Consider the following 15,905-nt stretch of genomic DNA (forward strand, 5'->3'; position numbering starts at 1 on the left):
TGATGCTCGCACTCAGCCCGACCGCCGCCGAGACGCACGACGAGTTCGCCGAACCGACCTGCCTGCCATACCGGCGGCCCAGCCGGGCCGAGGCCGAGGCGGCGGTGCGGACGCTGATCGGCTGGGCCGGGGACGATCCGCGCCGCGAGGGGCTGCAGGCCACGCCGGGGCGGGTGGTGCGCGCCTATGAGGAATGGTTCGCGGGCTATGGCCAGGATCCGGCGGCGATCCTCGAGCGGACCTTCGGCGAGGTGGCGGGTTACGACGAGATGGTGCTGCTGCGCGACATTCCGGTGCAGTCGACCTGCGAGCACCACATGGCGGCGATCCGGGGGGTGGCGCATGTCGCCTACCTGCCGCGCGAGCGGGTGGTGGGCATCTCCAAGCTGGCCCGGCTGGTCGACGCCTACGCGCGGCGGCTGCAGATCCAGGAGCGGCTGACCGCCGAGATCGCTGACGAATTGGAGCGGACGCTGCAGCCGCGGGGCGTGGCGGTGATCATCGAGGCGAGCCACGAGTGCATGTCGTCGCGGGGGGTGCACAAGCACGGCGCCTCGCTGGTCACGCGGCGCTTCACGGGAGTGTTCGAGACGGGCGAGGCGCGGCGCGAGGTGCTGGCGGCGCTGGCGGGGTGAGGGCGGGAACCTTGCGCCGGGACCTGCATCCAACCGATAGATGGGCCAGGAGCACGCCATGCGGGAACTGAGACAAGCCGATCACGCGGGGCTCGACGACGCGGAGCTGGTGCGCCTGGCGCAGGCCGGCGACGGCGAGGCGTTTCGGGTCATCATGCAGCGCGGCAACCAGCGCCTGTTCCGCGTGGCCCGGGGCGTGGTCCGCGACGACGCCGAGGCCGAGGACGTGCTGCAGGAGGCCTATGTCCGGGCCTTCGCGGCGATCGGCGGCTTTCGCGGCGAGGCCGGGGTGATGACCTGGCTGACCCGGATCGTGCTGAACGAGGCGCGGGGGCGGCTGCGCAAGCGGCGGCCGATGGTCGGGCTGGAGCAGATCGAGGCGGCGCAGATGGATGGAGCCCAGGTGATCCCCTTTCCCAACGCCTTCGGCAGCGCCAGTCCCGAGGCGGACGCGGCCCGGGCCCAGATCCGCGGCCTGATCGAGCATGCGGTGGACGACCTCCCGGAAGCCTTCCGGATCGTCTTCATCATGCGCGACATCGAGGAATGCAGCATCGAGGAGACGGCGGCCAACCTCGAGCTCAGGCCGGAGACGGTGAAGACCCGGCTGCACCGGGCCCGGCGGCTGCTGCGCGAGGCGCTGGACGCCCGGCTGGCCAGCACCATGGCCGAGGCCTTCCCGTTCATGGGCGCGCGCTGCAACCGGATCACCGAGGCGGTGCTGGCCCGGCTGGCCGCCGAGGGGCGGATCGCCGAGGCGGTCTGAGCCGGGAACCTTTGCCGGCGAGCCTCATCCAATCCCTGCAACCGCCGGCGATCCCGCCGGGCACAGGGGGAAGACCATGCTCACCTACGCACTCATCTCATTCGCCGTCGCCGCGGTCGGCGGCCTGATCCTCGCCGCCTCGGTGCTGCGCGGCAAGCTGGCCCCGTGGAGCCTGTCGCTGGTCCACGCCGCCCTGGGCGCGCTGGGCCTGATCCTGCTCATCGGGGCGGTGATGCAGGGCGGCGGGCGGCCGGCGCAGATCGCCCTCGCCATCCTGCTGGTCGTGGCCCTGGTCGGCTTCTACCTCGCCTCGGTCCACCTGCGCGGCAAGCCCGGACCCAGGGCCGTGGTGGTCGTCCATGCGCTGGCGGCCGTGACCGGGGTCGTGGTGCTGGCCGGCGCCGCCTTCTCGCTGATCTGAGCGATGCGGCTGTTCGGGCATCCGGTGCACCCAATGCTGGTGCACCTGCCGATCGCGCTGTGGACGCTGGGGACGGCCTGCGACGGGCTGACCCTGGCGGGCGTGGCGGAGGCCTGGCCGCTGGGCGGCCTGTGCATGGCCCTCGGCCTCGTGCTGGCCCTGCCGGCGATGGGGGCGGGGCTGCTCGACTTCGCGAGCCTGCCGGACCGGGCGGTGGCGACGGCGACGCGGCACATGGTGCTGATGGGGCTGTCGTGGTCGGCCTATCTGGCGGCGGTGATGATGCGCAGCGACGGGCTGGCGGTGCGGGCCGAGCCGGCCCCCGCCGCCATGGCCGTCGGGCTGGCGGGCTTCCTGCTGCTGGTCGCCGGAGCGGCCCACGGCGGCCAGCTGGTCTACCGGCTGGGCGTCGGGGTCCGCCGCGAGGACCCGCCGGGAGACTGAGGCCGGGACCGGCGCGACCACGCGGCGCCTTCTCGCGGTCGGGGAGACGCGCTATCCCGCCGCCATGACCACGCCTCAGGACACCTGGACCGTCGCCGGACGGACGTTCAGCAGCCGCTTGATCGTCGGCACCGGCAAATACGCCGACTACGCCCAGAACGCGGCGGCGGCCGAGGCGGCGGGGGCCGAGATCGTCACCGTGGCCCTGCGGCGGGTGAACCTGAGCGATCCGTCGCAGCCGATGCTGGTCGACCATGTGAAGCCGGACCGGTTCACCTTCCTGCCCAATACGGCGGGCTGTTTCACCGGCGAGGACGCGGTGCGCACCCTGCGGCTGGCGCGCGAGGCGGGGGGCTGGGGCCTGGTCAAGCTGGAGGTGCTGTCGGACACGGCGCACCTGTATCCGGACATGGTCGAGACGCTGCGTGCGCTGGACCTGCTGGTCAAGGACGGCTTCGACGTCATGGTCTACTGCACCGACGACGTGGTGATGGCCCGGCGGCTGGAGGAGGCCGGGGCGGCGGCGATCATGCCGGCCGCGGCGCCGATCGGCTCGGGCCTGGGCATCCAGAACCGGGTCAACATCCGGCTGATCGTCGAGCAGGCGAAGGTGCCGGTGCTGGTCGACGCGGGCGTCGGCACGGCCTCGGACGCGACCATCGCCATGGAGCTGGGCTGCGACGCGGTGCTGATGAACACGGCCATCGCCGGCGCCAAGGACCCTATCCTGATGGCCTCGGCCATGAAGCACGCGGTCATCGCGGGGCGGGAAGCCTATCTGGCGGGGCGGATGCCGCGGCGGATGTACGCCAGCGCCAGTTCGCCGATGGCGGGGCTGATCTAGGCGGGTTTCACCCGGGTAAAATACCGAAAAACGCGTCCGAAGCGTCCGTAGAGTCCACTGCGTCCGTAGAGTCCGTAGCGTGCGGAAACGGGGCGGTCGGCTCATCGGCCCCGTGGGTTGGCGTTCAGTTGTCAAAGACCGGCAGGCGAGGGGGTCGCAGCCGCCAGTATGCGCCGCCGGCCTGCTGCGGCGGGAAGATCGGGTCGAGAACAGGGGATGCAGCGGAAAAGGCGGGAGTTTTTCGGCTGAACCCGACTATGGATCGCGGAATCGCCAGCACAGCGTCATGGCTCACCGCCCCTTCTCCCCTTGCGGGAGAAGGTGGCAGCCCGCAGGGCTGACGGATGAGGGGTCGCACGGCGGCGAAATGATGGTCCGCCAAACCCCATCGGCTGGCGAGACCCCTCATCCGACCCGCTGCGCGGGCCACCTTCTCCCGCAAGGGGAGAAGGAAGAGGTGGGCGGGTTGGCGGAATCTGCGGCGGGGGTTAGAGCAGGCGCTCCCCGAACCGAGACCGACCATGCACGACATCCGCGCCATCCGTGACAATCCCGCCGACTATGTGGCCGGGTGGTCGTCGCGCGGGGTGGAGGATGCGCAGGCCATCGTGGATCGGGCGCTGGAGCTGGATCGGCAGCTGCGCGCGGCGCAGACGGCGGGGCAGGAGGCGCTGGCGAAGCGCAATGCGGCGTCGAAGCTGATCGGCGCGGCGATGGCCAGGAAGGACATGGCCGAGGCCGAGCGGCTGAAGGCCGAGGCCGAGAGCCTGAAAGGCGAGATCGCGGCGCAGGAGGCCGTCGAGGCCGAGGCCGGCAAGGCGCTGCGCGACCTGCTGGCGGCGCAGAAGAATCTGGCGGCGGACGATGTGCCAGAAGGCGAGGACGAGGCGGGCAACGTCGAGGTCTCGACGTGGGGCGAGCCGAGGAAGACGGGGCCGGCCAAGGATCACGCCGATTTGGGCGAGGCGCTGGGGCTGCTGGACTTCGAGGCGGCGGCGCGGATGTCGGGCGCGCGCTTCGCGGTGCTGAAGGGCGGGCTGGCGCGGCTGGAAAGGGCCGTGGGCCAGTTCATGCTGGACGTGCAGACGGCCGAGCACGGCTATCTGGAGGTCAATCCGCCGTATCTGGTGCGCGACGAGGCGATGTTCGGGACGGGGCAGCTTCCGAAGTTCACTGACGATCTGTTTGGTGCCCAAGCCGGTACGAACTCGGAAATGCTCCGGGAAGCCTATCTGACGGGCTTCCGAAAGGCGATCGGAGAGTGGAAGCGCAGTGGGTGGGTCCTTCCGAAGGACAATGCTGATGCGGAGTCCACTGGCGTCGCGGCTGACTCGATCGACGATTTTGCCGACCTGATTGGACTTTCGCCCCACCTTCCCGAGCCGATTTTCGAAGAGTTGCTCTTTGATCGCCCGCAGCGTTGGCTCATCCCCACGGCCGAAGTCTCCCTGACCAACCTCGTCCGCGAGCAGATTCTGCCCGAGGAGCAGCTGGCCGAGCCGATGCGGCTGACCGCCCTGACGCCGTGCTTCCGGGCCGAGGCGGGGTCGGCGGGGCGGGATACGCGCGGGCTGATCCGGCAGCACCAGTTCCACAAGGTCGAGCTGGTCTCGATCACCCGGCCGGAGGACTCCGAGGCCGAGCACGAGCGGATGGTGCGCTGCGCCGAGACGGTGCTGGAGAAGCTGGGGCTGCCGTATCGCCGGATGCTGCTGTGCAAGGGCGACATGGGCTTTTCGGCGCGCAAGACCTTCGATCTGGAGGTGTGGCTGCCGTCGCAGGGGACCTATCGCGAGATCAGCTCGTGCTCCAACTGCGGGGACTTCCAGGCCCGGCGGATGGATGCGCGGTTCAAGCGGGCCGGGGAGAAGAAGACCGAGTTCGTGCACACGCTGAACGGCTCGGGCCTGGCCGTCGGGCGGACGCTGGTGGCGATCATGGAGAACTATCAGGACGAGGCCGGACGGATCGCCGTGCCGGACGCGTTGCAACCCTATATGGGCGGGGTGACTCATGTGGGGTGAGCCCCGCCGTCCTTCTCCCCTTGCGGGAGAAGGTGGCATGCGAAGCATGACGGATGAGGGGTCGACGGGATGGTGCCGGCGGGCCCTTTCATCATGATCGCCGCCGGTGCGACCCCTCATCCGACCCCGCTGCGCGGGGCCACCTTCTCCCGCAAGGGGAGAAGGGGAATCGAAGCAAGGAGCGTCTGATGACGAAATATCTGATCGGTCTTTCGGCGCTGGCCCTGACGGCCTGCGCCACCGGCCCGGCGACGCCGCAGTATTCGGCGACCGATGCCAGCTTCACCGGCTGGGTGCGGTTCAGCGGCGAGGAGTTCCAGCTGTACGCCGACCGCGACCAGGTGCTGCAGCCGTTCTCTCGGCCGTGCGTGTCCGGCGCGGCGTCCAAGCCGGAGATGGAGCAGGCGGTGCGCGATCTCGGCGGCCAGAAGGTGACCGTAACCGGGCGCACGGCGGCGTGGTCGTCGGGGCTGCCGGGCAACCGGATCTCCCACGAGGGTTCGGCCATCCGCAACGACTGCGGCGGGGCGTTCGTCATCCTGGCCGACGACATCCGGCCGGCGAACTGATCGGAGTCTGATGCGCATCCTCCTCACCAATGACGATGGCATAGAGGCGGAAGGTCTTGAATGTCTTGAACGGATAGCCCGGACGCTGTCGGACGACATCTGGACGGTTGCGCCGCAGGTCGAGCAGTCGGGCAAGGGGCGGGGCATCACCCTGACCGAGCCGCTGCGGGTCAATGCGATGGGCGGGAAGCGGTTCGCGGTGACGGGGACGCCGACCGACTGCGTGGTGCTGGCGGTCAACGACCTGATGCCGGAGCGGCCCGATCTGGTGCTGTCGGGGGTCAACCGGGGGCACAACGTCGGCGAGGACTGCTCCTACTCCGGGACGGTGGCGGGGGCGCTGCAGGGCATGGCCTTCGGCATCCGCTCGATCGCCCTGAGCCAGTCGCTGGAGCGGTTCCACGACGCAGTGACAGCGCACTGGGAGACGGCGGAGGCCTACGCCCCGGCGATCATCGCCCGGCTGCTGGAGCAGCCGTGGCAAGCGGGGGTGGTGATGAACCTGAACTTCCCGGCCCGGCCGCCGGAGGAGGTGACCCAGGTCGAGGTGACGCGGCAGGGCTTCCGCGACATCGGCGAGATGCATGCGGTGCGGCGGACGGACCTGAGGGGGCGGGACTATTACTGGATGAGCTTCCGCGGAGCCAAGCAGGAGCATGCGGCGGGGACGGACCTGCGGGCCATGGACGAGGGGAAGATTTCCGTGACGCCGCTGCACATCGACCTGACCCACATGCCGAGCGTGCACGACCTGAAGGGCGTGCTGGGCGGGGCGCCGCCGAAGGCGGTGGCGGCGGAATGAAGCTGAACGACGATCGCGCGGGGCGGCTGATCCTGGGGCTGCGGCAGCAGGGGGTGACCGAGCCCAAGGTGCTGCAGGCGATGGAGTCGATCGACCGCGCCGTCTTCGTGCACGAGAAATTCCTCGATCAGGCGTGGGAGGACCAGGCCCTGCCGATCGACTGCGCCCAGACCATTTCCCAGCCCTATATCGTCGGGCTGATGACGCAGGCGCTGGACGTGCAGCCGCGCCACCGGGTGCTGGAGATCGGCACGGGGTCGGGCTACCAGGCCGCGGTGCTGAGCCGGCTGGCGCGCTATGTCTATTCGGTGGAGCGGTACCGGAGCCTGCTGACCGAGGCCGAGCGGCGGCTGAAGGAACTGAAAATCGACAACGTCATCACGCGGCACGGCGACGGCGGGCTGGGCTGGCCGGAGCAGGCGCCGTTCGACCGGATCATGGTCACGGCGGCGTCGCCGGGGGAGCCGACCGAACTGCTGCACCAGCTGAAGCCGGGTGGGATCCTGGTGTGCCCGGTCGGACGGAGCTCGGTGCAGCGGCTGCACCGCTACATCAGCCTTGAGGACGGCTCGTTCCGGCGCGAGAGCCTGGCCGAGGTCCGGTTCGTGCCTCTGGTCGAGGGGACGGCGAAGGAGGGGTGAGGGTAGGGAGCAGGCAGCAGGCAGCAGGCAGCAGGCAGCAGGCAGCAGGCAGCGGAGGAGGCCTCGGCGGCGGGAGGGCTGCCTATCCCGTCAGCACTCACTGCCTGCTGCCTGCTGCCTGTTCCCTTTCTGTTAACCTTCGCGCCCAACTTTGGCGCGGTTTGGCGGGTCTGGTCCGAAGGGGCGGAGTCGAGTCGAGGAGCGGGCGTATGATCGGGATCAGGACGGGGCTGAAGGCGCTGGCGGTGCTGGGGGCGATGAGCCTGACGGCGGCCTGCGCGAGCTATCCGGCCGAGCCGCGCTATTCGATCTACGCCGAGCCCCCGCCCGCGCGCCAACCCGCCTATCCGGCCACGCCGGCCGCGCCGGCGCCGAGCGGCGAGGGCGTGCGGGGACCGACCAATCCGGCCTATGAGGCGCCGCCGCCGGCGACCGCGCCGACCGCCGACATCGAGGGCGGGGCGCTGGACGCCCCGGTGGGAACGATCCCGCGCTACGACGCCACGCCCGCGGCCGGGCCGGCCTCGGAAGGCTTCGCCAGCCCGCCGCCGCCCGCCTCGGGCGCGGCGGTGACGGCCGGGGCGGCCTATGAGATCCAGCCGGGCGACACGATCTCGGGCATCGGGCGGCGCTTCCAGACGCCGGTGCAGACGCTGATCGACCTGAACGGCCTCGGGCCGCGGGCGGATGTGTCGCCGGGCCAGCGGATCGTGCTGCCGGCCAATGCCGTGGACATCGGCGGCGATCCCTACGCCACCGGGCCGTCGCCGACCGGAGTCTATGTCCCCGACGCCGGGGTTCCGCCGCCGCCGCCGCCGCCGCTGCCCACCGCGGCCCAGCCGCCCCTGCCGCCGGCGCGCGAGCCGGCCGCCACCGCCGCCCCTGCCGGAGCGCCGCCCGCCTCGACCACGGTGACGCTGGACTGGCCGGTGCGCGGCGACATCCTGCGCCGCTTCGGGCCGGTGGGCATGGGCGAGCGCAACAACGGCGTGAACATCGGCGCGCCGCAGGGGACCGAGGTGCGGGCCTCGGCCGCGGGCCGGGTCGGCTATGTCGGCGACGACCTGGCCGGTCAGGGGCTGACGGTGCTGATCGTGCACCGCGACGGATGGCGCTCGGTCTATGGCCACCTGGGCTCGGCCACGGTGCGCGACGGCGACGACGTGCAGGCGGGGCAGGCGATCGGCACGGTGGGGACCACCGCCGGCGACGGGCGGCCCTCGATTCATTTCGAGACCTGGCGCATGCGCGGCGACGAGCCGACGGCCGTCGATCCGCTGAGCGTGTTGCCGCGGTAACGCAGGCGACGGCTTCCGCCTTCACGGCGCGTTGCAAAGTGCTACGGCGCGCCCTAGGTTCCGCGCCTCATTTTCGAGGGGCGCCCGCGGGCCGCTCCGGCGCATGCGGAGACTATCGTGCAGGAACTCATGGCGGGGCCGTTCGGGACCCTGATCTTCTTCGTCCCGATCATCATCCTGTTCTACTTCATGATGATCCGCCCGCAGCAGAAGCAGATGAAGGCGCACCGCGACATGGTCGCCGGCCTGAAGCGCAGCGACACGGTGGTGCTGTCGAACGGCATGATCGGCAAGGTCACCCGCGTCGAGAACGACGAGGCCATGGTCGAGATCGCCCAGGGCGTGAACGTCCGCGTGGTCAAGGCGATGATCACCCAGGTGCGCGACCGCACCGGCGTCGCCGCCAACGACACCAAGCAAGTCTCCAAGGCCTGATCTCGGCGCTCTGAAAGGTCGGGGAAGCCCGCATGATCCATCTGTCGCGCTGGAAGGTCATCCTTCTCGCCCTGTCGTTCGTATTCGGGGTGCTGTTCACCCTGCCGAACCTGCTGACGGCCGAGCAGAAGGCGGCGATGCCGGCCTGGCTGCCGCATAGCGGGGTCAATCTCGGTCTCGACCTGCAGGGCGGGTCCTACCTGCTGCTGGAAGTCGACGTGCCGGCGATGCGCGAGAAGCGGCTGACCAACCTGGGCGAGGACGCCCGCACGGTGCTGGAAGAGGCCCAGGTCGACATCTCCAACATCGCGCGGGACGACGCCGGCGTGGTCGTCACCCTGGAGAATCCGGCGGACACGGACCGGGCCCTGACGGCGATGCGTCCGCTGGCCGCCGGCGGCGGGGCGGGAACGGTCGCGGACCGCACCGTCCAGCGGCAGGGCGACGGCCGCATCCGCTACGCCTTCACCCGCCAGGCCGCGGACTCGATGGCGGCCGACGCGGTCAGCCAGTCGATCGAGGTGGTGCGCCGCCGCATCGACAGCCTCGGCACCCGCGAACCTTCGATCACCCGCCAGGGCACCGAGCGGATCGTGGTCCAGGCCCCGGGCGAAAGCGATCCGGCCCAGCTGGAGCGCGTGCTGGGCCAGACCGCGCAGCTGACCTTCCAGCTCGTCGATGTCGAGAATTCGGTCGAGGAGGCCATCGCCGGCTTCCCGCCCCCGGACGCCGAGGTCATCCCCGACGAGAACGGCGTCCCCTATCTGGTCAAGAAGCGGGTGCTGGTCTCGGGCGAGAACCTGACCAAGGCCGAGGTCACCGTCGACCAGAACAACCAGACCGCCATCGGCTTCCGCTTCGACGGCGCCGGCGCGCGCCGCTTCGGCGAGGCGACCGCCGCCAACATCGGCAAGCCGTTCGCCATCATCCTCGACGGCAAGGTCATCTCGGCCCCGAACATCAAGAGCGCCATCACCGGCGGTTCGGGCATCATCGAGGGCAGCTTCTCGATCCAGGAAGCCTCGGAGATGGTCAACCTGCTGAACGGCGGGGCCCTGCCGGCGCCGCTGAAGGTGCAGGAGCGCCGCGTCGTCACCGCCGAACTGGGGGCCGACGCCGTCGCCGCCGGCGCGCTGTCGACCGCCATCGGCGCGGTGATCATCGTCGTCTTCATGCTGCTGGCCTACGGCTGGCTGTTCGGGGGCATCTCGATCATCGGCCTGGTGCTGAACGGCCTGCTGATCATCGCGGCCATGTCGATGACCGGCGCGGCCCTGACCCTGCCCGGCATCGCCGGTCTGGTGCTGACCTTCGCCGTCGCCGTGGACGCCAACGTGCTGATCTACGAGCGGATGCGCGATGAGGCGCGGGCCGGGCGGTCGGTGATCGCGTCGCTGGACGCCGGCTTCAACAAGGCCATGGGCACCATCGTCGACGCCAACCTGACCACCCTGGTCGCGGCGCTGATCATGTTCGTGTTCGGCGCAGGTCCCGTGCGGGGCTTCGCCTGGACGCTGACCATCGGCGTCTTCACCTCGATGCTGTCGGCCGTGCTGGTCGCGCAGGTCGGACTGGCCTGGTGGCTGAAGCTCGCCAAGCCCAAAAAACTGCCGATCGCGGAGTGATGGCGATGCGTGGATGGCCCCTCATCAAACTGCTGCCGGTCAAGACCGACCTGCATTTCGTCTCGTTCGCCAAATACGCGGCCGCGCTTTCGGCGGTGCTGGTGATCGCGTCCCTGGTCGGCATCTTCTATCCCGGCCTGAACATGGGCATCGACTTTCGCGGCGGCGCCTCGATGGAGCTGACCAAGCCCGGCGGACAGGCGCTGGACCTCGGCGCCGTCCGTGAGGCGGTGGGCGAGCTCGGACTCGGCGACGTCGGCGTGCAGGGCATCGACACCGAAAGCTCGGCCATCGTCCGCTTCCAGGTCCCGGATGGCCAGGACCAGACGGTCGTGGTCCAGCGCGTCGAGCAGGCGATCTCCTCGGCCGTGGGCGAGGTGGAGTATTCCGGCGTCAGCGTCGTTGGCTCCAAGGTTTCCGGCGAGCTGTTCACGTCGGGCCTGATCGCGCTCGGCCTCGCGATCGCGCTGATGTTCGCCTACATCTGGTTCCGCTTCGAGCCGCAGTTCGGCCTCGGCGCCGTGGCCGGCCTGATGCACGACGTGATCCTCGTCTTCGGCCTGATCGTACTGATGCGACTGGAGTTCAGCTTGAACATGGTCGCGGCCATCCTGACCGTGATCGGCTATTCGATGAACGACACCGTCGTCGTGTTCGACCGCCTCCGCGAGAACCTGCGCAAATACAAGACCATGCCGCTGCGCGAGGTCATCGACCTGTCGATCAACGAGACGCTCTCGCGGACCGTCATCACCGGCATCACCGCAATCATGGTGCTGGCGGCGCTGGCGATCTTCGGCGGCGAGGCCCTGTTCGGATTCTCCATCGCCCTGATGGCCGGCATCATCATCGGCACCTATTCGTCGATCTACGTCGGCGCGCCGATCATCCTGCTGTGGGGCGTCAAGCGCGGCGACCGCCGGGACGACGACGCCAAGCCGATCAAGCTGGGCATGGCCAGCCAACCCTGAACATTCCTTCCCCCTTGCGGGGGAGGGACGTGTTGCGCGGGCGCACGCGAGCGCTGAAAGGCCCCACAGTCTTTCGGTGTTTGTCGGGTGCAAGCGGCGCTATGGTCGCGCTTCAACGATTCTCGCCCGGGGAGGGGCGATCGACATGGGCAAGCTGCTTTCCAACTTCCGCTCCACCGTGCTGCTGAGCCTGGTGCTGGCGGGCCTGATGATCTTCGCCTTCGTCCAGGTGTCCGGGCGCGAGTGGAGCGACATGACGGTCTGGCAGGCCATCTTCCGCTGGACCCACGTGTTCGCCGGCATCCTGTGGATCGGGCTGCTGTGGTATTTCAACTTCGTCCAGATCCGGGTCATGCCATCGATCCCGGCCGAGCTGAAGCCCGCCATCGGCAAGCACATCGCCCCCGAGGCCCTGTTCTGGTTCCGCTGGTCGGCGCTGGCGACGGTGCTGGCCGGTCTGGCGCTGGCCTTCAGCCGGGGCCACGCCTACGCCATCGAGGTGCTGAGCTTCGGGATGGCCGGAGGCCTGACCGAGGACCAGAAGGGCTACACCCTGATGGGCGTCGGCGTCTGGCTGGCCATCATCATGTTCCTCAACGTCTGGGGCGTGATCTGGCCGAACCAGAAGCGGGCGCTGGGCATGATCGTCGTCGACGACGACGCCAAGGCCAAGGCCGGTCGCCTGGCCATGCTGGCGAGCCGCATCAACATGCTGCTGTCGCTGCCGATGCTGACCGCCATGGCCATGTACCAGACGCTGTTTGGCTGATCCCGGCGCATCGCTGCCCGGCGCATCGCTGGACGAGCAGGTCCGCGCGGCCGACCCGGACCGCTGGCTGTCCAGCCGGTTCGTGGCCGACGCGCGGGCGCGGGCCGACCTGGTCGCCCTCTACGCCTTCGAGGCCGAGCTGCTGGCGATCCCGACGCGGGTGACCCAGCCGCTTCTGGCCGAGATGCGCTACGCCTGGTGGCGCGAGCAGCTGGACGGGGTCTTCGCCGGCGTCCCCCGCAAGGGCCATCCGGTGCTGGAGGCGCTGACCGAGATCGTGGCGCGGCGCGGTCTGGACCGCACCCCGTTCGACGCCCTGATCGAGGCGCACATCGGCCGGGTGCACGGCGAGGCCCATGACCTCGACGCCTTCTACGTCGGGCCGATGCAGACGGCGGCGCGGATCCTGGCCGGGCCGGGCCATGAGGCCGCCGTGGCCGGGGCCGGCCGGGTCTGGGGACTGACGCAGACGGGGCGGCTGGACGAGGCCGCCGCCGCCCGACCGGACGCGAGGAAGGCCCTGAAGGCCCTGCCGGTGGCCGGCTTTCCCGCCGCGGCCCATGCGGCGCTGCGCAAGACGGATGAGGCGGAGCCGATCAAGCGGCTGCGGCTGGTCTGGGCGTCGCTGACCGGACGTATCTGACGCCGGCCTTTGCGAAGCCATCGAGGCGAGGCCATATGGGCCGCATGGCGAGACTGGGTGAACGGACGGGACGGCGGGGCGATTCGGTGGCGAAAGCGGCGCAGGGCGCGCCTCCGGCCGAACCGCCGAAGGGGCCGCCGACGGGCCGGGCGCTGCTGGACCTCGTCCAGCTGGTGCGCCGGTCGAACGCGCCGCAGTTGCCCCTGCGCCTGATCGGCGCGATCGGCATGACGCTGGGCGGGAAGGGGTTGGGCGTTCTGGCCCCGCTGGTGCTCGGCGCGGCCGTCAACCGTCTGGCGGCCGGGCAGGGGGCCGCGGTCAGCGTCGCCTGGGGTTTCGGCGCCTTCGCCATCGGCTGGGCCTTCGTGCGCCTGCTGTCGGCCGTCGCGCCCAACGCCTCGGACGTGGTGTTCGCCCCGGTGCGGTCGGCGGCCCAGCGCACGGCGGCGACCGAGACCTTCGCCCACGCCCTGAGCCTGTCGCTCGATTTCCACCAGACCAAGCGGTCCGGCTCGCTGTCGCGAACCATGGACCGGGGTGCGCGGGCGGTCGATTTCCTGCTGCGCATCCTCGCCTTCAACCTGATCCCGACCGCCGTCGAGCTGGTGCTGGCCGCCGGGGTGCTGGCCGGCAAGTACGACTGGCGCTTCGGGGCGGTGGCCGTGGCCGTCGTGGCGATCTACGCCGTCTGCACCTTCGCGCTGTCGAACTGGCGGATCGAGCACCGGCGCGAGATGAACGCCGCCGACACCGAGGCGGCCGGGGTCTCGGTCGACGCCCTGCTCAACTACGAGACCGTCAAGTCGTTCGGGGCCGAGGCGCGGGCGGCGCGCAGCTATGACCAGGCGCTGGGCGACTACACCCGGGCGGCGCTGAAGGCCAACAGCTCGCTGGCCCTGCTGAACATCATCCAGGCGGTGATCATGAACCTGGGCCTGGCCGTCATGGCGGTGATGGCCGGGTTCGAAGCCGCCGCCGGCCGGATGGGTCCGGGCGACGTGATGGCCGCGGTGCTGATCATGATCTCCCTGTATGCGCCGCTGAACATTCTCGGCTTCGCCTATAGGGAAATCCGCCAGTCTTTCATCGACATGGAGGAGATGCTGAAGGTGACGCGTCAGACACCGCAGGTCGCCGACGCGCCCGACGCCGCGCCCCTGCCGCGTCCCGCCGACGCGCGGGGGGCGGCGCTGGCCTTCGAGCGGGTCGGGTTCCGGCACGACGCCCGCGCGAACGGGCTGGAGGACGTCAGCTTCGTCGCGTCGCCGGGCACGACCACGGCGCTGGTGGGACCGTCCGGGTCAGGCAAGTCGACCATCGTCAAACTGGCCCTGCGCCTGCTCGACCCGCAGGAGGGCCGGGTGCTGATCGACGGCGTCGATGCGCGCCAGGTGACCCAGGAATCGCTGCGCGCGGCGGTGGCGCTGGTGCCGCAGGACGTGGCCCTGTTCAACGACACGCTGCGGGCCAACATCGGCTTCGCCCGCCCCGACGCGGACGAGGCGGCGATCTGGGCCGCGGCCGATGCGGCCGAGCTGGACGACTTCATCCGCGCCCTGCCGCAGGGCATGGACACCATGGTCGGCGAGCGCGGGCTGAAGCTGTCCGGCGGCGAACGCCAGCGGGTGGGCATCGCCCGGGCGCTGCTGGCCGACCCGTGCATCCTGATCCTCGACGAGGCGACCAGCGCCCTGGACAGCCGCACGGAGGCGGCGATCCAGAAGACCCTGCGGCGGGCGCGGACCGGGCGGACGACGCTGGTCGTGGCGCACCGGCTGTCGACCATCGCGGACGCCGACCAGATCCTGGTGCTCAAGGCCGGGCGCATCGTCGAGCGCGGCGCGCACCACGAGCTGGTGGCGCGCCAGGGCGGGGAATACGCGGCGCTGTGGCGCAAGCAGACGCGCGGCGCCCGGACCGAGCGCCAGCCGGCCTAGGACGAATCGGGCTTGCCGAACTTCTTGGCCACCATCTGCGACAGGTGGGTGGTGACCTGGGCGCGTTCGGCGGCGGCGTCGGCGGGCAGGGCGTTCAGCAGCCGCAGCGACTGGATGTGCACGGTCATGATGCGCCAGTCGAAGGCGGCGGCGTCGGCCGAGGCGCGGTCGACCATGTCGCACACGCTGATGGCCACGGCGCAGACGTCGTCCATGTCGAACGGGTGGGCGGAATCGATGACGTGGTTGGCCGAGCGGTAGATCTGCTGGAGGGTGCGGATCGTCGCCTCGTCGTCGCCCGGCTTTTCGATGGCGACCAGATCGTCAATGTGGCGGGTGACCTCGGCCACGCCGCGCTCGCGCAGGGCGGCGATGTTCTTGCGGGCGCGGGTGAGGGCGACGCCGACGGTGATGCCGCCGGCGCTGTCGATCATCTTCGCAAGGCGGGACTTGCGCCGGGCATGGGTGATGACGGTCACTGGCTGGTCTCCGCTGCGGCCGCCTTCTCGGCCTCGAACCGGGCGCGGCGAAGCACGTCGCTGCGGCGCTCCTTGCCGGGCGGCTCGGATTCGCGGAAGCGCCGGTCGGGGCCGAAATACTCGCCGACCTCGAGGAAGGGCCGGCCGTCGCGGGCCACCCAGACGATCCGCTCCAGCAGGCTGGAGGCGCTGAACGGCTTGGTGATGATGAAGTTGGCCCCGCAGTCGCGGCCCTTGGCGACCATCGAACGGCGGATGTGGCCGGCCGTCATGATCACCGGGACGAAGGCGTTGGGCGGGCCGGAGCGGCGCAGCCAGTGGACCAGCTCGAAACCGTCCATGCCGGGCATTTCGCAATCCACGACCAGCAGGTCGATCTCGGCCTCGCGCAGGACCTCGATGGCCTCGGCGGCGCTGCGCAGCGAATAGCGGGTCTTGATGCCGAAACCGAGCAGGGCGCTGGAGGTGATTTCCGCGGCGAAGGCGGAATCATCCACGACCATGGTCACTGCGCCGGTGAGGTTGATGATGGCGCTCTCGCGCAAGGTCTCGCCGACGACGCCCATTACAACTCATCCTCACCGAGTCGCCCACCGCAACTC

The 15,905-nt window shown here is 70.3% G+C and carries 18 protein-coding genes; 16 read left to right on the forward strand and 2 right to left on the reverse strand.

The features are described 5' to 3' along the window. Nucleotides 1–2: 2 nt before the first annotated feature. The 16 genes from folE (at nucleotide 3) to VEA98_RS10825 (ending at nucleotide 14,824) form a co-directional block, all read left to right on the forward strand. Entirely contained in the window at nucleotides 3–635 is a 633-nt protein-coding gene (gene folE, locus VEA98_RS10750) for a GTP cyclohydrolase I FolE (protein ID WP_324814041.1), read from the forward strand. 58 nt (nucleotides 636–693) lie between these two features. Then, nucleotides 694–1,401, forward strand: coding sequence for an RNA polymerase sigma factor (locus VEA98_RS10755; RefSeq protein ID WP_324814043.1), 708 nt, complete (start codon nucleotides 694–696; stop codon nucleotides 1,399–1,401). A gap of 76 nt (nucleotides 1,402–1,477) precedes the next feature. Beyond that, entirely contained in the window at nucleotides 1,478–1,822 is a 345-nt protein-coding gene (locus VEA98_RS10760; RefSeq protein ID WP_324814045.1) for a hypothetical protein, read from the forward strand. A gap of 3 nt (nucleotides 1,823–1,825) precedes the next feature. Further along, nucleotides 1,826–2,266: a DUF2231 domain-containing protein gene (locus VEA98_RS10765; RefSeq protein ID WP_324814047.1), complete on the forward strand. Its 441-nt coding sequence runs from the start codon at nucleotides 1,826–1,828 to the stop codon at nucleotides 2,264–2,266. Nucleotides 2,267–2,330: 64 nt separating this feature from the next. Beyond that, complete coding sequence (locus VEA98_RS10770) at nucleotides 2,331–3,110, forward strand: thiazole synthase (protein WP_324814049.1); 780 nt, start codon at nucleotides 2,331–2,333, stop codon at nucleotides 3,108–3,110. Between the two features lie 521 nt (nucleotides 3,111–3,631). After that, nucleotides 3,632–5,134, forward strand: a complete 1,503-nt coding sequence (gene serS, locus VEA98_RS10775) for a serine--tRNA ligase (protein ID WP_324814050.1) — start codon at nucleotides 3,632–3,634, stop codon at nucleotides 5,132–5,134. 188 nt (nucleotides 5,135–5,322) lie between these two features. Next, complete coding sequence (locus tag VEA98_RS10780) at nucleotides 5,323–5,703, forward strand: hypothetical protein (RefSeq protein WP_324814051.1); 381 nt, start codon at nucleotides 5,323–5,325, stop codon at nucleotides 5,701–5,703. 10 nt (nucleotides 5,704–5,713) lie between these two features. Beyond that, nucleotides 5,714–6,505, forward strand: coding sequence for a 5'/3'-nucleotidase SurE (gene surE, locus VEA98_RS10785; RefSeq protein ID WP_324814052.1), 792 nt, complete (start codon nucleotides 5,714–5,716; stop codon nucleotides 6,503–6,505). Then, a complete protein-coding gene (locus VEA98_RS10790; protein WP_324814054.1) occupies nucleotides 6,502–7,146 on the forward strand; it encodes a protein-L-isoaspartate(D-aspartate) O-methyltransferase in 645 nt (214 codons plus the stop codon). Before surE ends, VEA98_RS10790 begins: the two co-directional genes overlap by 4 nt. 209 nt (nucleotides 7,147–7,355) lie before the next feature. Then, nucleotides 7,356–8,444: a peptidoglycan DD-metalloendopeptidase family protein gene (locus VEA98_RS10795; RefSeq protein WP_324814057.1), complete on the forward strand. Its 1,089-nt coding sequence runs from the start codon at nucleotides 7,356–7,358 to the stop codon at nucleotides 8,442–8,444. A 129-nt stretch (nucleotides 8,445–8,573) separates the two neighbouring features. Continuing rightward, a complete protein-coding gene (gene yajC, locus VEA98_RS10800) occupies nucleotides 8,574–8,879 on the forward strand; it encodes a preprotein translocase subunit YajC (RefSeq protein ID WP_324814939.1) in 306 nt (101 codons plus the stop codon). Nucleotides 8,880–8,911: 32 nt separating this feature from the next. After that, entirely contained in the window at nucleotides 8,912–10,504 is a 1,593-nt protein-coding gene (secD, locus tag VEA98_RS10805; protein ID WP_324814059.1) for a protein translocase subunit SecD, read from the forward strand. Further along, a complete protein-coding gene (gene secF / locus VEA98_RS10810) occupies nucleotides 10,504–11,475 on the forward strand; it encodes a protein translocase subunit SecF (RefSeq protein ID WP_324814063.1) in 972 nt (323 codons plus the stop codon). Before secD ends, secF begins: the two co-directional genes overlap by 1 nt. 145 nt (nucleotides 11,476–11,620) lie before the next feature. Next, entirely contained in the window at nucleotides 11,621–12,244 is a 624-nt protein-coding gene (locus VEA98_RS10815; protein WP_324814066.1) for a hypothetical protein, read from the forward strand. Further along, on the forward strand, nucleotides 12,237–12,887 hold the full coding sequence (locus tag VEA98_RS10820) for a squalene/phytoene synthase family protein (protein ID WP_324814069.1): 651 nt from the start codon (nucleotides 12,237–12,239) through the stop codon (nucleotides 12,885–12,887). The genes VEA98_RS10815 and VEA98_RS10820 overlap by 8 nt, the downstream gene beginning before the upstream one ends. Nucleotides 12,888–12,931: 44 nt before the next feature. Further along, the gene (locus VEA98_RS10825; protein ID WP_324814070.1) at nucleotides 12,932–14,824 is read left to right on the forward strand and encodes an ABC transporter ATP-binding protein/permease; all 1,893 of its coding nucleotides are present in this window, start codon (nucleotides 12,932–12,934) and stop codon (nucleotides 14,822–14,824) included. Here the strand turns inward: VEA98_RS10825 and VEA98_RS10830 are convergent. After that, nucleotides 14,821–15,303, reverse strand: coding sequence for a chemotaxis protein CheE (locus VEA98_RS10830; protein ID WP_324814073.1), 483 nt, complete (start codon nucleotides 15,301–15,303; stop codon nucleotides 14,821–14,823). The two genes, VEA98_RS10825 and VEA98_RS10830, sit on opposite strands and share 4 nt — an antisense overlap. Continuing rightward, the gene (locus tag VEA98_RS10835; protein WP_324814074.1) at nucleotides 15,300–15,869 is read right to left on the reverse strand and encodes a response regulator; all 570 of its coding nucleotides are present in this window, start codon (nucleotides 15,867–15,869) and stop codon (nucleotides 15,300–15,302) included. Before VEA98_RS10835 ends, VEA98_RS10830 begins: the two co-directional genes overlap by 4 nt. Nucleotides 15,870–15,905 lie beyond the last annotated feature (36 nt).

This window comes from Brevundimonas sp. (assembly GCF_035627055.1).
Taxonomy (GTDB): Bacteria; Pseudomonadota; Alphaproteobacteria; order Caulobacterales; family Caulobacteraceae; genus Brevundimonas.

Coding starts and splice junctions, on each gene's coding strand:
- folE (WP_324814041.1), top strand. CDS start 3: ATGCTCGCACTCAGCCCGACCGCCGCCGAGACGCACGACGAGTTCGCC.
- VEA98_RS10755 (WP_324814043.1), top strand. CDS start 694: ATGCGGGAACTGAGACAAGCCGATCACGCGGGGCTCGACGACGCGGAG.
- VEA98_RS10760 (WP_324814045.1), top strand. CDS start 1,478: ATGCTCACCTACGCACTCATCTCATTCGCCGTCGCCGCGGTCGGCGGC.
- VEA98_RS10765 (WP_324814047.1), top strand. CDS start 1,826: ATGCGGCTGTTCGGGCATCCGGTGCACCCAATGCTGGTGCACCTGCCG.
- VEA98_RS10770 (WP_324814049.1), top strand. CDS start 2,331: ATGACCACGCCTCAGGACACCTGGACCGTCGCCGGACGGACGTTCAGC.
- serS (WP_324814050.1), top strand. CDS start 3,632: ATGCACGACATCCGCGCCATCCGTGACAATCCCGCCGACTATGTGGCC.
- VEA98_RS10780 (WP_324814051.1), top strand. CDS start 5,323: ATGACGAAATATCTGATCGGTCTTTCGGCGCTGGCCCTGACGGCCTGC.
- surE (WP_324814052.1), top strand. CDS start 5,714: ATGCGCATCCTCCTCACCAATGACGATGGCATAGAGGCGGAAGGTCTT.
- VEA98_RS10790 (WP_324814054.1), top strand. CDS start 6,502: ATGAAGCTGAACGACGATCGCGCGGGGCGGCTGATCCTGGGGCTGCGG.
- VEA98_RS10795 (WP_324814057.1), top strand. CDS start 7,356: ATGATCGGGATCAGGACGGGGCTGAAGGCGCTGGCGGTGCTGGGGGCG.
- yajC (WP_324814939.1), top strand. CDS start 8,574: ATGGCGGGGCCGTTCGGGACCCTGATCTTCTTCGTCCCGATCATCATC.
- secD (WP_324814059.1), top strand. CDS start 8,912: ATGATCCATCTGTCGCGCTGGAAGGTCATCCTTCTCGCCCTGTCGTTC.
- secF (WP_324814063.1), top strand. CDS start 10,504: ATGGCGATGCGTGGATGGCCCCTCATCAAACTGCTGCCGGTCAAGACC.
- VEA98_RS10815 (WP_324814066.1), top strand. CDS start 11,621: ATGGGCAAGCTGCTTTCCAACTTCCGCTCCACCGTGCTGCTGAGCCTG.
- VEA98_RS10825 (WP_324814070.1), top strand. CDS start 12,932: ATGGCGAGACTGGGTGAACGGACGGGACGGCGGGGCGATTCGGTGGCG.
- VEA98_RS10835 (WP_324814074.1), bottom strand. CDS start 15,869: ATGGGCGTCGTCGGCGAGACCTTGCGCGAGAGCGCCATCATCAACCTC.